Annotated in this window: 14 protein-coding genes; 6 read left to right on the plus strand and 8 right to left on the minus strand. The window is 60.5% G+C overall.

Going from position 1 to position 15,605, the window contains the following annotated elements:
* Both CHC01_RS16085 and CHC01_RS16090 read left to right on the plus strand, forming a co-directional pair.
* Nucleotides 1-951, plus strand: a complete 951-nt coding sequence (locus CHC01_RS16085; RefSeq protein ID WP_502695669.1) for a carbohydrate ABC transporter permease — start codon at nucleotides 1-3, stop codon at nucleotides 949-951.
* A 2-nt stretch (nucleotides 952-953) separates the two neighbouring features.
* Nucleotides 954-1,766, plus strand: a complete 813-nt coding sequence (locus CHC01_RS16090) for a carbohydrate ABC transporter permease (RefSeq protein WP_172980293.1) — start codon at nucleotides 954-956, stop codon at nucleotides 1,764-1,766.
* A gap of 4 nt (nucleotides 1,767-1,770) precedes the next feature.
* On the opposite strand, the gene CHC01_RS16095 is transcribed toward CHC01_RS16090, so the two are convergent.
* The 7 genes from CHC01_RS16095 to CHC01_RS16125 all read right to left on the minus strand — a co-directional run bounded on the left by CHC01_RS16095 (nucleotide 1,771) and on the right by CHC01_RS16125 (nucleotide 9,797).
* Nucleotides 1,771-4,476 carry a nitrate reductase gene (locus CHC01_RS16095; RefSeq protein WP_089265703.1) on the minus strand — a complete coding sequence of 902 codons (2,706 nt, stop codon included), beginning with the start codon at nucleotides 4,474-4,476 and terminating at the stop codon, nucleotides 1,771-1,773.
* On the minus strand, nucleotides 4,476-5,693 hold the full coding sequence (locus CHC01_RS16100; protein WP_089265243.1) for an NAD(P)/FAD-dependent oxidoreductase: 1,218 nt from the start codon (nucleotides 5,691-5,693) through the stop codon (nucleotides 4,476-4,478). Before CHC01_RS16100 ends, CHC01_RS16095 begins: the two co-directional genes overlap by 1 nt.
* Nucleotides 5,694-5,702: 9 nt before the next feature.
* The gene (locus CHC01_RS16105) at nucleotides 5,703-6,128 is read right to left on the minus strand and encodes a globin family protein (protein ID WP_176454604.1); all 426 of its coding nucleotides are present in this window, start codon (nucleotides 6,126-6,128) and stop codon (nucleotides 5,703-5,705) included.
* An 85-nt stretch (nucleotides 6,129-6,213) separates the two neighbouring features.
* Nucleotides 6,214-6,639 carry a globin family protein gene (locus tag CHC01_RS16110; RefSeq protein WP_089265244.1) on the minus strand — a complete coding sequence of 142 codons (426 nt, stop codon included), beginning with the start codon at nucleotides 6,637-6,639 and terminating at the stop codon, nucleotides 6,214-6,216.
* A 74-nt stretch (nucleotides 6,640-6,713) separates the two neighbouring features.
* Entirely contained in the window at nucleotides 6,714-7,508 is a 795-nt protein-coding gene (locus CHC01_RS16115; RefSeq protein WP_089265245.1) for an ABC transporter ATP-binding protein, read from the minus strand.
* Between the two features lie 27 nt (nucleotides 7,509-7,535).
* On the minus strand, nucleotides 7,536-8,429 hold the full coding sequence (gene ntrB / locus CHC01_RS16120) for a nitrate ABC transporter permease (protein ID WP_089265246.1): 894 nt from the start codon (nucleotides 8,427-8,429) through the stop codon (nucleotides 7,536-7,538).
* A 51-nt stretch (nucleotides 8,430-8,480) separates the two neighbouring features.
* Nucleotides 8,481-9,797: a CmpA/NrtA family ABC transporter substrate-binding protein gene (locus tag CHC01_RS16125; RefSeq protein ID WP_089265247.1), complete on the minus strand. Its 1,317-nt coding sequence runs from the start codon at nucleotides 9,795-9,797 to the stop codon at nucleotides 8,481-8,483.
* A 416-nt stretch (nucleotides 9,798-10,213) separates the two neighbouring features.
* Here CHC01_RS16125 and CHC01_RS16130 point away from each other — a divergent pair, with 416 nt between their 5' ends.
* Complete coding sequence (locus CHC01_RS16130; protein ID WP_089265248.1) at nucleotides 10,214-10,729, plus strand: hypothetical protein; 516 nt, start codon at nucleotides 10,214-10,216, stop codon at nucleotides 10,727-10,729.
* 27 nt (nucleotides 10,730-10,756) lie between these two features.
* Here CHC01_RS16130 and CHC01_RS16135 read toward each other — a convergent pair whose 3' ends face one another.
* A complete protein-coding gene (locus tag CHC01_RS16135) occupies nucleotides 10,757-11,668 on the minus strand; it encodes an intradiol ring-cleavage dioxygenase (protein WP_089265249.1) in 912 nt (303 codons plus the stop codon).
* Nucleotides 11,669-11,820: 152 nt separating this feature from the next.
* Here CHC01_RS16135 and CHC01_RS16140 point away from each other — a divergent pair, with 152 nt between their 5' ends.
* From CHC01_RS16140 to CHC01_RS16150, 3 genes are all read left to right on the plus strand, one after another.
* Entirely contained in the window at nucleotides 11,821-13,074 is a 1,254-nt protein-coding gene (locus CHC01_RS16140) for a serine hydrolase domain-containing protein (protein WP_176454605.1), read from the plus strand.
* A gap of 620 nt (nucleotides 13,075-13,694) precedes the next feature.
* Nucleotides 13,695-14,066 carry a helix-turn-helix domain-containing protein gene (locus tag CHC01_RS16145; protein ID WP_089265251.1) on the plus strand — a complete coding sequence of 124 codons (372 nt, stop codon included), beginning with the start codon at nucleotides 13,695-13,697 and terminating at the stop codon, nucleotides 14,064-14,066.
* 165 nt (nucleotides 14,067-14,231) lie between these two features.
* A complete protein-coding gene (locus CHC01_RS16150) occupies nucleotides 14,232-15,554 on the plus strand; it encodes a dicarboxylate/amino acid:cation symporter (RefSeq protein ID WP_089265252.1) in 1,323 nt (440 codons plus the stop codon).
* The last annotated feature ends 51 nt before the right edge of the window (nucleotides 15,555-15,605 follow it).

Here is a 15,605-nt window from a genome sequence, read left to right on the forward strand (position 1 = left end):
CTGACAGCGGGAAAGGCAGCCGCCAAAACGACCGCGGCGGTCACGGTCGAAACGGCGACTGCGCAAAAGAACGAGTGGCGGCCAATTTCCTATTGGCCGTTCGTGATCCCAGCGATGATCGTCGTCATGGCGGTCATCATCTTCCCGTGGGTCTATACGATCTGGATGAGCCTGCACGAATGGAAGGTCGGCCAGGCGCCGACCTTCGTCGGCTTCGCCAATTATCTCAGGCTGCCAAGCGATGCGCGTTTTGTGGAATCCGTGGGGCACACCCTGGTCTATACGGCGCTATCCGTCGCGCTGCCGCTGATCCTCGGTACATTGGCGGCGGTGATCTTCAACAACAAGTTTCCGCTGCGTGGTTTCTTCCGCGGGCTCTTCATCCTGCCGATGATGGCGACACCGGTCGCCATCGCTCTGGTGTGGACGATGATGTTCCACCCGCAGCTCGGCGTGCTGAACTATCTGCTGTCGCTGTTCGGCCTGCCGCCATCGCTCTGGGTATTCCATCCGGCCACCGCGATCCCGTCGCTCGTGCTGGTGGAGACGTGGCAATGGACGCCGCTGGTCATGTTGATCGTGCTCGGCGGCCTCAGCGCCATTCCGACCGAGCCCTATGAAAGCGCGCAGATCGACGGCGCGACACCGTGGCAGACCTTCCGCTACATCTCGCTGCCGATGATTATGCCGTTCCTGTTCATCGCGGCGATGATCCGCATGATCGACGCTGTGAAGAGTTTCGACATCATCTTCGCCATCACACAAGGCGGCCCCGGCAGCGCCTCGGAAACCATCAACCTCTATCTCTACAGCGTCGCCTTCGTCTATTACGACGTCGGCTACGCCTCCGCGATCGTGGTGGTGTTCTTCGCGCTCATCGTCGCGCTCGCCGGGGCGCTCTTGCATTTGCGGCAGCGCACTCACTGGAACGAAGCCGGAGGCAGTGCCTGATCATGCGGGACTTTCTCAACAAACTCGGCCTGACCTTCGCCTTCATCGTCATCGTCTCGCCGGCGGTGCTGTTCTTCCTCTGGATGCTGTCGCTGTCGCTGAAATTCGAGATCGACAACGCCTCCTATCCGCCGGTCTTCATCCCCGACCGCATCAATTGGGGCAATTACGCCGCCGTCATCGAATCCAAGCGATTCATGACTTATTTCTTCAACACGCTGATCGTGACCGGCTCGGCGACCTTGTTCGCTCTCATCATCGGCGTGCCTGCCGGTTACGGCATCGCGCGCATGCGCGCGCGCAAATCCGCCATCGTCATCCTGATCGCGCGCATCACGCCCGGCCTGTCCTATCTGATCCCGCTATTCCTGCTGTTCCAATGGCTCGGCCTGCTCGGCACGTTGTGGCCGCAGATCATCATCCACCTCGTGGTGACAGTGCCGATCGTGATCTGGATCATGATCGGCTATTTCGAGACGACACCGATGGAGCTCGAAGAATCCGCCATCATCGACGGCGCCACCCGCTGGCAGGTGTTCCGCCACGTCGCGCTACCGATCGCGCGCTCCGGCATCGCCGTTGCCTTCATCCTATCGGTGATCTTCTCCTGGAATAATTTCGTGTTCGGCATCGTGCTGGCAGGCCGCGAGACACGCACGCTGCCGGTCGCGGTCTACAACATGATCTCGTTCGATCAGTTGAGCTGGGGGCCGCTGGCGGCGGCCGCCCTGATCGTGACGTTGCCGGTGCTGCTGCTGACGATGTTTGCACAAAGGCAGATTGTGGCGGGACTGACCGCGGGCGCGGTGAAGTGACGAGTTAACTCGCAGCAACCTTCCTCTGCTCATCCGGCGCCGTTTCGCTCGCCGCGATCAGGCGCTTGAGCTCCGGAATGCACGAGCCGCAATTGGTGCCGGCCTTGAGCCTGGTGCCGATTTCCGCCGCGGTTCCAGCCCCTGCTACAATTGCGTCGCAGATGGTGTTGCGGCCAACGCCGAAACAGGCACAGACGATGGGCCCTGCACTCGCAGCACCATCGGCGGACTTTCCAGAGAGCAGCGTACGGCGCTGGTCGTCGCTGACGGTCTCGGCGGCGAACAATTCCTTCACGGCATCCCAGGAGAGCGCCCCCTCCGTCGGGCCGATGAACAGACAGGTCTCGATCCCGTCATCCTTGAACGACACCGCGCGATACACACCTTGGCTCGCGTCTTCGTATTCAGCGACATCATCGACCAGCAACGGCTTCAGCCAGTTCTGCCAGGTCTCGACATCGGTATTGTCCGAGAGCAGATAACCGACGCCGCCCGTGACCGCGACGCGCGCCCATTGCACGCCGAACGGCATCTCCAGCGGACTACGCGACAGCACGAAGCCACGCTGCGCAAACACCGCAGGTGCGATCGCCACCGGCGTCGCCTTGTTCTCGGGCTGACCGGAGAATGGGTCGGTGATCGGTGCCACAAGTCCGCCGACACGCGCGAAACCCGCGGTCTCGTCGTTCCAGTGGATCGGAGCGAACAGCATGCCGCGCTGCTGGCGTTCGCTGACAATGACTTTCAGCATGCATTCGCCATAGTCCGTCGTCAGCCGCGCATGGCCGCCATCGACGATGGCGAACTGCGCAGCATCGTCAGGATGGATCTCGACGAAGGGCTCCGGAATATGCTGGCCGAGCCGCGGGCTGAGACCCGTGCGCGTCATGGTGTGCCACTGATCGCGAACGCGGCCAGTGTTCAAACGTAGCGGGCGCTCGATCGACACCTGCGTGCGCAGCTCCGGCGCCTCCGGCGCGATGAAACGCGCGCGCCGGTCATTGGCGTAGAATTGGCCATCGGCAAAGAAACGCGCCTGCGGCTTCGTGGTCCCCTCGCGCACCGGCCATTGCACCGGGGCCATGGTGTCGAAGGCCTCATCCGAGACCTTCATCAATCCGCCGATATCGAAATCGCGGTTGCCATTGTTCTCGAAGGCCGAAAGGGCCGCGTGCTCGCGAAAAATCTCGGCGGCCGACGTGTAGGCAAATGACGCGCCATAACCCAGGCGCTTGGCGACTTCGCTCAGCGCCCACCAGTCCGGTCGCGCCTCGCCAGGCGCGCGGAGGAACGAGCGCTGCCGCGACACGCGGCGTTCGGAATTGGTCACCGTGCCGGACTTCTCGCCCCAGGCCAGTGCGGGCAGCAACACATGCGCACCGGCATTCACGGTGTCATTGGAGCGCACATTCTCCGACACCACGAACAGATCGAGCTTGCTCAGCGCCGCGCGCACGGCATCGGCGTCCGGGAGCGACACCGCGGGATTGGTGCCCATCACCCACAACGCCTTGATCTCGCCACGGCCGATGGCTTCGAACATCTGCACAGCCTTGAGGCCTTCATGGGTGGCGATATGCGGTGCCTTCCAGAACCGGCGCACACGGTCGATATCGACAGGCGTGAAGCCCATATGGGCTGCGAGCTGGTTGGCGAGGCCGCCGACCTCGCGGCCGCCCATGGCATTCGGCTGGCCGGTCAGCGAGAACGGCGACGCGCCGGTCTTACCGATGCGGCCGGTGGCCAGATGGCAGTTGAGGATCGCATTGACCTTGTCGGTGCCCTGCGCCGACTGATTCACGCCCTGCGAATACAGCGTGACCACACGCGGCGTCGCCTTGAACATCTGGAAGAAGGTCGCGACATCGATCTCGTCGAGTCCGGTCGCCTTTGCTGTCGCCGCCACGCTGCCGGCGATGGTTCTAGCCCGCGCCAGCGCGTCGTCAAAGCCTGACGTATGCTCATCGATATAGCTGCGATCGAGCGCCCCATTATCGGCGAGATAGGCGAACAGCCCGCTGAACAACGCAGTATCAGTGCCGGGCTTCAGGCCGAGAAACAGATCATCATCGCCGACCGTGTCGGTGCGGCGTGGATCGATCACGACGATCCGTGTGCCCCGCGTCTGCTTGTTGGCCAGCATGCGCTGATACAGCACCGGATGGCACCAGGCGGCATTGGAGCCGACCAGCACCAGCAGATCTGCCTGGTCGAGATCCTCGTAGCACCCCGGCACCGTATCGGCGCCAAACGCACGCTTGTGGCCAGCCACGGATGAGGCCATGCAGAGCCGCGAATTGGTATCGACATTGGCACTGCCGAGAAAGCCCTTCATCAGCTTGTTGGCGACGTAGTAATCCTCGGTCAGCAACTGGCCGGAAAGATAAAACGCTACGGCACCGGGGCCATGTTCAGCGGCGACCTTCTGAAATCCCTCGGCGACATGATCCAGCGCATTGCTCCAGGCAACCTGCGCCATCTCGCCATCGTCGCTGCGCATCATCGGATGCAGCAGGCGCTCGTCGAGGCTCAGCGTTTCGCCGAGCGCCGATCCTTTCGAGCAGAGCCGCCCGAGATTGGCGGGATGCGCGGGATCGCCCGCAATCGCTGCGCCGCCGTTGCCGTCCGGCGTCGCCAGCACGCCGCAACCGACACCGCAGTAAGGGCATGTCGTGCGCGTGGCGTGCAAATGCGGATCGACCGCGTTCATCACGCCGCCTCCGCGCGGACGGCGAGGGCGCGACCGAACATCATCTCGGCGCGGATATCGGAAATATCAGCGCCGCTGCGGATCAGTTCGAGATACCACAGCGCATCCTGCGTATCGCCGACCAGCACGGCGCCAGTGAGCGCGCCATCTGCGATCACCAGCTTCTTATAGGTGCCACGGCGGACATCGTTGAGCAGCAGCGTCTCGCTGCCTTCGCCCGCCATGAAATCTGCAGCGGAGAAAACGCTGACGCCGGAGACCTTGAGATTGGTAGAAAGCACACTGCCCGTATAAGCAGCGGCCTTGCCCGCGAGATGGCGCGCCAAAACCCTGGCCTGTTCGTAAGCGGGTTCGACGAGGCCATAGCAGGTGCCGCGATGCTCGGCGCATTCGCCGAGTGCGAAGACGTTGTCGGTGCCGGTTGCCATCTGGTCGTTGACGACAATGCCGCGATTGACCGGGATTTCCGCTTCCCTGGCAAGCGATGTGTTGGGCCGAATACCGGCCGCAAAGATCACCGCGTCCGCATCAAGCGTGCGGCCATCGGCCAGTTCGACGCTCTCGACACAATCGCTGCCATGAATACGCGCCGTATTGGCATTGAGCAAAATCCTGACGCCCTTGCGCTCGACCAGCGTCTTCAGGAGGTTCGCTGCAGGTGCATCCAGCTGACGTTCCATCAGCCGGTCCATCAGATGGATCAGTGTGACGTCAGCACCCGCCTTGGCGAGACCATAGGCCGCTTCGAGACCAAGCAGGCCGCCACCGACCACGACGACGCGCTTCTTCTGCGCGGCGAGTTCGAGCAGCAGGTCCACATCGCGGCTGTCGCGAAACACATGCACGCCCTTGAGATCACCACCGGGCACCGGCAGCCGTAGTGCAGATGAACCGGTGGCGATGACCAGCTTTGAGAACGGCACACGCTTGCCGGTGGATGTCGTGACCTCGCGCGCGGCCATATCGATGGCGGTCGCCGTTGCGCCGTATTTCAGCGTGACGCCGCGGTCGCGCCACCATGCGGCGGGCTTCAGCTCGATCTCCTGGGATGTTGCCTCACCAGCCAGCACCGACGACAGCAACACGCGATTGTAGGCGAGCCGCGGTTCGTCTCCGATGACGGCGATGGCGTATCGACCGAGCGCGCATTTCGCCAGCTCGTCGACAAGCCGAGCCGCTGCCATTCCGTTACCAATGATGACCAGCGGCTCGCTCACGTCATATCCTTACTCGGCCGCCTGCGCTGTGCCGTAGGCTTCAGAAATCATGTAGCCGGACAGCGTGCCATAGGCCGCGGTCCAGGCTGCTGCGAGTTCGGGCGTCCAGGCGTCGCCGAGGCCCTTCTCCAGGGTCCACAGCAGCGCACCGCCAACGATCGGATAGTGTTCGGCCTTCACGCCATAAGCCACGTGCTGCTTGGCGAGCGCGCTCGCTGCAGGCAATACGGTTTCGAGTCGCGTCAGGCCGATGACGACGACACCAAGCGTCGCCATCAATTTGCGACCCTGCTCCTTCATGTCGCCGCGAAACATCGGCTTCACTTGCGGGGCAACCTCGAAGAGACGGCCGTAGAACAATTCCGCAGCCACATCGGAAATCGGCGCGACTTTCTTGAAACTCTCCTGAACCAGAGCGACGTCGGACGCATTCATGCTAACTCTCCTTGCAGTGGAAGGTGAGCTTGTGTGTCGCGCCGCGTGAGCAAATGTTCAGCGCGCGATAAAATGCGATGTGGTTCTAGTGATAGGCCGCAGAAATCATGCGCGCCGCCAGGAAATTGTAGACCTTGTGCCACGAGGCTTCGACCTCGGGCGTCCAGCGCTCGCCAAGCCCCTGCCCCAGACTCCAGAACAGTGCCTCGCCGACAGACTCGTAGTGCGCGGCTTCCACGCCATAATGCACATGGTCTTTCGCGAGCTTGCCGATCACCGACAACAGACCTGTGATATTGTCGAGACTGCCGACGATCACTGCAAGCGTTGCGATGAACTTGTGCTTGAGCTGCGCCATGTCGCCGCGAAACAGCGGGCGCGTTTCCGGCAATGTCTCGAACAGCCGGGCATAAAACAGATCCACCATGACCGAGGAGTTCGGCCACATCTGATCGAATGACGATTGCACGCGCATGATTTCTTCGCGCGTCAGGCCTATCGAACGACTCATGATTTGCAGCTATCCGGAAAGTCTGAGCCGCATTCATTCGGTTTATCCTCGGAAGTCAAGAGGTAACAAGATGCTTACGCGGCTTCGACGAACTTGTGGCGCTCATACAGGAATTCGAGCACGCGCTTGCGGCAATCGAGATAGACCGGGTTGCTCGCCAGTTCGAGACGCTGACGCGGTCGTGCGAGTGGCACATCGAGCACTTCGCCGATGGTCGCTGATGGGCCGTTGGTCATCATGACGATGCGGTCCGACAGCAGCACGGCTTCGTCCACGTCATGGGTGATCATGACGATGGTGTTGCCGAGTTTTTGATGCAGCGCCATCACGGAGTCCTGCAGATGCGCGCGGGTCAGCGCGTCCAATGCACCGAACGGTTCGTCCAGCAAAAGCACCTTGGGCTCCATCGCGAGCGCGCGGGCAATGCCGACGCGCTGCTTCATGCCGCCGGAGATTTCCGAGGGGCGCTTGTCTTTGGCATGCGTCATCTGCACGAGATTGAGATTGTGCATCGTCCATTCGTCGCGCTCGGCGCGGGACTTGGTCTTGGCAAACACCTTGTCCACGCCAAGACGGACGTTCTGATAAACCGTCAGCCACGGTAGCAGGCTGTGGTTCTGGAACACGACGGCGCGATCAGGTCCGGGCGAATTGACTTCGCGATCCTCAAGGATCACGCCGCCCATCGTTGCACGTGTCAGGCCGGCGATGATGTTGAGCATCGTCGACTTGCCGCAACCGGAATGGCCGATGATCGAGATATACTCACCCTTGCCGAGGCTGAGGTTGATGTCCTTCAATACTTCGGACGAGACCTTGCCGCGGGTGAACACCTTGTCGACGTGGTCGAGCTTCAGATATGCCTTCATGATATCTCTCCTTAGCTGACCCAAATGTTAGCTGACTGAAGTGCCGTGGGTGACGAGCTTGCCGAGGGCGGCGATCAGGCGATCGAGCACGAAGCCGACGATGCCGACATAGAACAGTGCCAGGATGATCTCGCTCATATGCGAGGAATTCCAGGCGTCCCAGATGAAGAAGCCGATGCCGACGCCACCGATCAGCATTTCAGCCGCGATGATGGCGAGCCATGACAGGCCGATACCAATGCGCAGACCGGTGAAAATATAGGGCGCAGCCGCCGGCAGCATGACCTTCCAGAAAAATTCCACCGGATTGAGCTGCACCACGGCGGCGACGTTGCGATAGTCCTGCGGAATATTCCGGATACCGACAGCCGTGTTGATAATGATCGGCCAGATCGAGGTGATGAAGATCACGAAGATCGCCGACGGCTGACCGTCACGGAAGGCCGCGAGTGCCAGCGGCAACCAGGCCAGTGGCGGAATGGTGCGCAACACCTGGAAGATCGGATCGAGGCCACGCATCGCCCAGACCGACTGGCCAACCAGCGTGCCGAGGCCGATGCCGACCACGGCAGCGAGCGAGTAGCCATAGGCCACACGCAGGAGACTGGCCGAGATATGCCAGAACAGACCCTTGTCCAGACCGCCATTGTCGAAGAACGGATCGAAGATCAGTTCCTTGGTGTCCTTGTAGACCTTTGAGGGCGGCGGGAGCGTTGAGCCGGTGCGCCGGCACAAGAGCTCCCACATCACACCGAGCAGGAGGACGACGATCAGCGGCGGGATGACCCGCGCCGCTGTCTCTTTCGCCATCTTGGCGTATCTGTCGAAACTTACGGGCTGCTTGGGAGACAGTGCGACGCTCGCCACCGGCGGCTTCGCCAGTGCCGTTGCCGGCTCCGTCTTGATAGCTTGCATGTTCATCGCACTGTCTCCGTCATTTCAGCTAGTCCGCATCGGTCCCAAACGTGTGTCTCAGGCTTCGACGCGCTTGATGGCGAGCGACTTGAGGTAGGCTGCCGGATTTTCGGGATCGAAGACCTTGCCGTCGAAGAAGGTCTCCTTGCCGCGCGAAGTCGAGGTCGGGATTTCGGCGGCAGCGACGCCCATGGTCTTCGCCGCGTCACGCCAGATATCCTCGCGGTTGACCTTGGCGATCAGCGCCTTCGAGTCGAAGCCGGGCTCATATTTGCCCCAGCGGATGTCCTCGGTCATGAACCAGAGGTCGTGGCTCTGGAACGGATAGGACGCGAAGTCCTTCCAGTACTTCATGATGTGCGGCGAGTTCTCGACCACCTTGCCGGTGCCGTAGTCAAACTTGCCGCGGGCGCGATCGAGGATGTCCTCGACCGGGCAGTTGATCCACTGCCGCTTGCCCATGATGGTGGCGAGCTCTTCCTTGTTCTCCATCTTGTCGGCCCACTGCTGGGCTTCCATGATGGCCATGGTGATGGCCTTCGCCGCCTTCGGATTCTTGTCGACCCAGGCCGCGCGCATGCCGAGCGACTTCTCCGGATGCTTGTTCCAGATCTCACCGGTGTTCACCGCGGTGTAGCCGATCTTCTGGTGCACGAGCTGGCCGGGCCACGGCTCACCGACGCAGAACGCGTCCATGGTGCCGACCTTCATATTCGCCACCATCTGCGGCGGCGGCACGGTGATGGTCTCGACATCCTTGTCGGGATCGATGCCACCGGCGGCGAGCCAGTAGCGGATCCACAGGTCATGGGTGCCGCCCGGGAAGGTCATCGCCACCTTCACCGACTTGCCCGCAGCCTTCTTCTTCTCGAACGCGGCTTTCAGCGGCGCGACATCGAGGCCGACCTTCAGATCGGCATATTCATTGCCGACCGAAATGCACTGCGCATCGAGATTGAGACGCGCAAGGATGTACATCGGCGTCGGCTGGTTGTTCTGGGTGACCTTGCCGGATGAGATCAGGTAGGGCATCGGCGTCAGGATATGCGCGCCATCGATGCCGTTGCCTTCGGAGCCGAGCACCATGTTGTCGCGCAGCGTGCCCCACGAGGCCTGCTTCGACACTTCCACATCGGGCATGCCGTATTTGGCGAACAGGCCCTTGTCCTTGGCAACGAACAGCGGACCGGCATCGCTTAGTGCGATGAAGCCGAGCTTGGCGCCTTTCACTTCGGGCCCGGCATCCTGCGCGAAAGCGCCGCCGGGGAAGTTCAGTCGGGCGGCCGCGAGCAAGGCAGCGGTTCCCGCGCCGGCTTTCAGAAGCTGACGGCGGCTGATCTTGCGGCCCGGCTTGTTGGTCTCTGACTTCGTCATGTGCTGCTGTCGTCCTTTCGCGCCTCGGATCGCCTGCACCGTCATTGGCCCCTCGTCACTGCGCACCTCGGTCGAAGGCGTACGGACATAGCGGCGCGTCTGGGGGAAGCCCCATGATGGCAATGCTGGCTGGTGATTGATTGTGACGGCTACAATGGCGTCGCTAAGAACTATTCAAAGTTCGTGCCAACCGCTGCCTGATGGAAATTTCGATAAATTGCAGTCACTTACCTAAAGGCAACAAGACCAGCGCGGAGAACCACGCGCATCGAAAATTTGCGGGACGCTCATTTATTGTGCGACGCACGCGGAATAGGCAATGAATTGTGAGGTACTATTTTGCCGACTTCGTCGGCGTGCCGGTCCGCGGATCGGTGCTATCAACCGGGTCCAATTTCTAACGAACGGACCGCTTCATGCCGACCATTCCGGTGATCACCGAACCTGCCCTCTCGTCGCTGCGGAAGGTAATCAGCACCCTGAAGGCGGCGATCGTGGTATCCGCGGCGGCGATCCTGTCTCAGGGCAAAAGCGATCTCGAAGCGAATGCGGCAGCAGCGTTCGGTCATTACGAGGATGTCTCGCGGCAACTTCATACGTTCCGAAAAGCTGTCCTTGAGGACGCGCTGATACCGACCAAAGACAACACTGTCACTGTGGATGTCGATATCGATGCTCTCGATCGCGTCGTCGACGATATCGATCTACAGATCGCACAAACCAAAGGCGCACTCCACGCAGTCGTCGAGAGCTCTGATCGCAGCGGGCTCGAGGCCTTTGCCGAGCGCATCGGCGAACTCGGCCGCGCGCTGTTAGGCATGGTCACCCTCATCGCGCCATCGGCCGCACACGGCGATACACCGTTCCTGTTCGATCAGTTCTTCCTGGAGTCGCTGCAGGAACTCTCGCAACGCGACTGGAGCGCGACCTGACCGCAGATCGCAGATGGCTGGGATCGCTTACGCCTCGGCCTTTTCCGGCATCATCGGCTGCGGCACCGTGCCCTCGCCCGGCTTCATCCGGAAATTATAGGTCATCAGATGCCACGGCCCCGTGGCAGGCTGACCATCAGGCATAAAGGCATCGCTGCGGTTCTCGACGGTGGCGATCAGATCGTCCTTCACGCCGAACACGACATCGGAGTCGAGATATTCGTCACCCTCGATGAAGACATGAGTGATCAGCGGTTCGTAGCCGGGAGCCGCGACGAGAAAGTGCACATGCGCCGGACGCATTGGATGACGTCCCGTTTTCAGCACCAGATCGCCCACCGGTCCGTCGGTCGGGATCGGATAGCTGCAGGGCAGAATGGTGCGGAAGAACAGCCGGCCATCATTGTCCGTGATGAAGCGCGCACGCGACGACGGGCCCTGCGTGGCATAGCTGGCCTTCTGCGAGTCGTAGAAACCGTCATCATCGGCATGCCAGATATCGACCGGCACGCCGGCCAGCGGCTTGCCATCGAGATCGGTGACGCGGCTCTGCACGAACATGCGCTCACCCGTGAGGCCCGGAGAGATATCAGCGCCATGCGCCATGACGGGATGCTCGCCGACATAGAACGGTCCGAGCACCGTCGTCTGTGTGGCCCCCTCACGCTCCCTGTGGTTGACGGCATCGACCAGCATCGAGACGCCCAGCACGTCAGAGAGCAAAATGAACTCCTGCCGGATCGGCGTGCATTTCTGGCCCGTGCGGGTCAGGAAGTCGATCGCCACTTCCCATTCACCGAAGGTGAGATCGGTCTTGCGAACATAGTCGTGCAATGACGTCACGAGTTCTTGCAGCAGGAATTTCGTGCGCGGATCGGACGTCTTGTCGAAGCTCTGGATGACGGCCGCAGTGAGTTCAGTGTCATTGAATTGGGTCATAATTCCATCCTGAGCAACACGACGCGATTACATCTTTAAGGATACACCAAACAGAGCTTCACGTAAGCTCGCCGCGCTACAAACCCATATGGACAACCGCTGATTTTCATCCATAGAAACGAGCCGCGTCCACACATCGGAGTGATGTTGCAATGCCGTCCCAAAGCCTGAGCCCTTCGTCTGCGTCACCCGAACAGGTCGGCATGTCGACCACAGCACTGGCCCGCGTCGAAGCGCATCTCAAGCAGCGTTATGTCGATGCCGGCCGTTTTTCCGGCACACAGCTTCTGGTCTATCGCCACGGCGAGATCGTGCACAGCGCGACGCAGGGCTTTGCCGATCTCGAGCGAAAGATCGCCGTCAAGGACGATACGATTTTCCGCATCTATTCGATGACCAAGCCGATCACGTCGGTCGCCTTCATGATGCTGGTGGAGGAAGGGCGCGTCACGCTCGATGAACTCGTGCACAAATATATTCCGGAATGGGAAAATATCGGCGTGTTTCAGGCCGGCGTAACGGCGCCGTTCGTGACGAAGCGACCGGCCCGTCCCATGCAGATCATCGACCTGCTGCGTCACACGTCGGGACTCACTTACGGCTTCCAGCAGCGCACCAATGTCGACGCCGCCTATCGTGCACTCAAGATCGGCGAGATCGAAAAATCCGGCACGATGACATCGATGATTTCGGATCTCGCGAAGGTCCCCCTGGAATTCTCCCCGGGGGATGCATGGAATTATTCGGTCTCGACCGACGTGATCGGCTATCTCGTCGAGAAGATCAGTGGACAGCCATTCGAACAATTCCTGCAGGAACGTATCTTCGATCCGCTCGGCATGACGGATACCGGCTTCTTTGTGCCGCCCGACAAGGCGCATCGTCTCGCGGCCTGCTACGCCGCCGACGGCAAGGGCGGCTTTGTTCTTCAGGACGATCCCGCGACGAGTTCATTCCTGTCGCCTCCTAAGATGATTTCCGGCGGCGGCGGCCTATGCTCCACCGCCGCGGACTATCTCACCTTCTGTCGCGCCCTGCTCAATGGCGGTGCGCTCGGCGACGTGCGCCTGCTCGCTCCGAAGACGATCGCGCTGATGACCAACAATCATCTGCCCGGCGGGGCCTACGTCGCCGACATGTCGACGTCGATGTTCAGCGAAACGAGCTATGCCGGCGTCGGATTCGGACTTGGATTTTCGGTGATGATGAATCCGGTCAAGACCATGATCCCCGGCAGCGCCGGTGAGTATGGATGGGGTGGCGCGGCGAGCACGGTGTTCTGGATAGATCCGGCCGAACAGCTGATCGCAATCTTTATGACGCAGCTGTTGCCATCGAGCGCCTATCCGATCCGGCGCGAGCTGCGTACCATGATCTACTCCGCGATTACCGACAGCAATGTTTAGTAACGAACGGTATGATCAATATTGCTCAGTCAGTGCGCACCACCAGGCACCGGTCGCGCTCAGCACGAATCAAATGAAATTCTCTCTCAGTGAGAATTTAGAATGAAACTTCCGGTGCGCATGGGACGTAGCAACAACCACCCACGGAATTGTGATATTACGTCGGTGCTACACAGGAGATCGTAAAGTGCGAAATTGCAGCTGGAAATCGCATGGAATGCTGCATGCCAGAGATTTGCAGCTTACGAATGCGAACGACTCTCAGTTATCCTGCGTGCGTCAGGCAAGTCACATGTGTATAGCATGATGACCAACTTGTACTTTCGCTTCCGCTGCAAGGCCCGTATCGATAGAAATTGAGTTCCGGTATTCGTTGGAAGTTTTGCAAGCAATGCGAAGTAGCAACAGAATACCGCAAGGTTTTTTGTACGATTGGATGACCCTCGCGATTACGTGTCGATCAATTCGAGTATCGCGACGATTTCAGCCATCCCAATCGTCATGACGATGTGTATAACAGAGATGCCTTTGAAAGTTAGCTTTAAGGGCTCTCGGGCTAAGAAGCTCTAACAAGAAAATAAAACCAAACTCCCTTATTCAAACAAACTGAATGGTGACGAATGAAGCAACGTAGCGCCGGCAAACCCGACATTGAGATGGGCAAGAGGATCCGTCTGCGTCGTGTTGAGCAGAAAATTTCGCAGGCGGATTTAGGCGAAAAGCTGGGCGTCAGCTTCCAGCAGGTTCAGAAGTACGAAAAGGGTGTCAATCGCGTTGGCGCTGCGCGTCTTCAGCAGATTGCGACGGCGCTCGATGTGCCGGTCACCTTCTTCTACGATGGCGATGGCAAGAGCCGCGAAGTGGAAAGCTTGCTGTTCCTCGATAGCGCTTTCAGCCTCCGCTTGCTTCGTGCTTACAGCCGCATCAAGAGCCAGACGGTCCAGCGCCAGATGGTCGTCCTGATGGAAGCGATCGCCGACGAAGAGAAGTAATCGTCGCATGGCCGCCGGAGCGACCCGGCCGCCGATCGGCTCGATTTCAATCCCCCCTCGACACGAAAAGAACTCGCCGTAACCGCGGCGAGATTTTACGCATCTGCACCTAGCGGTGGCACAGTTGTTGCTGGAATATTCGTGAACCTCAGGGGGGAGCGAACCATGTCTACAGCTACGATTACCGCCGTCGAACCAATCCGCAAGCCTCTCTATCAGTCGCTCTTCGTGCAGGTGCTTGTCGCCCTGCTGCTCGGCATCGTCCTTGGCATCGCCGTGCCGGACTTCGCGGTCGGCCTGAAGGTCTTCAGCGACGCCTTCCTCAAACTCATCTCCATGATTGTGGCCCCCATCGTGTTCTGTGTGGTGGTGCATGGCATTGCGGGTGCCGGCGACCTCAAGAAGGTCGGCAGGGTTGGGGTCAAGGCGCTGATCTATTTCGAGGCCATGACCACGCTGGCGCTCGTTGTCGGCCTAGTGCTGGCCTATCTGTTCGGCCCGGGCCACGGCATGAACATCAATCCGGCCTCGCTCGACGGCAAGGCACTCACGACGGTCGCAGACAACGCTCACAAGCTGCAGGGCGGCGGCATCGGTAGTTTCCTGCTCAACATCATTCCGACCACCTCGTTCGACGCTCTGGCGCGCAACGACGTCCTGCAGGTGCTGTTCTTCGCCATCCTGTTCGGCACCAGCCTGGCGCTGGTCGGTGGCGAGAAAGGCGAGCGGATTTCGAGCTTCATCGAAGCCGTATCGACCGTTCTGTTCCGCGCCATGGGACTGATCGTTCGCCTCGCCCCGATCGGCGTGCTCGGCGCTGTCGCCTATACGGTCGGACGCTACGGTGTCGGATCGCTGAAGCAACTCGTCTCGCTGGTGGTGCTGTTCTATGTCTCGGTCGCGATCTTCGTCTTCGGCGTACTCGGCGGCGTGATGGCGCTGGCCGGGCTGAACATCATCAAATTCCTGAACTATCTGCGCGAAGAACTCACCATCGTGCTCGCCACCGCGTCATCGGATGCAGTGCTGCCCCAGGTCATGCGCAAACTCGAACGGCTCGGCGTCAAGGACAACGTGGTCGGCCTCGTGATCCCGACAGGCTACTCGTTCAATCTCGATGCATTCTCGATCTATCTGACGCTGGCCGTCGTGTTCATCGCGCAGGCCACGAATACACCGCTGTCTTTCGGCGATCTCATGCTGGTGCTGGGCGTCTCGCTGGTGACGTCGAAGGGCGCCCACGGCGTACCGGGCTCAGCGATCGTGATCCTTGCCGCGACGCTGAATGCCGTGCCGAGCATTCCCGCCATCGGTCTCGTGCTGGTGCTGTCGGTAGACTGGTTCATCGGCATGGCCCGCGCGCTCGGAAACCTGATCGGCAACTGCGTTGCCACCGTCGTGGTCGGCGCATGGGAAGGCGATCTCGACCATGCCAAGGCGAAGCGTGTGTTGGATGGTGAAGAGCTCGTGGATGTAACGGCCGGCTAATTGCCTTCGGGACAAAAAAGAAGCGGCCCGAAGGCCGCTTCTCGATATCAA

The organism is Tardiphaga sp. OK246 (assembly GCF_900188215.1).
GTDB lineage: Bacteria > Pseudomonadota > Alphaproteobacteria > Rhizobiales > Xanthobacteraceae > Tardiphaga > Tardiphaga robiniae.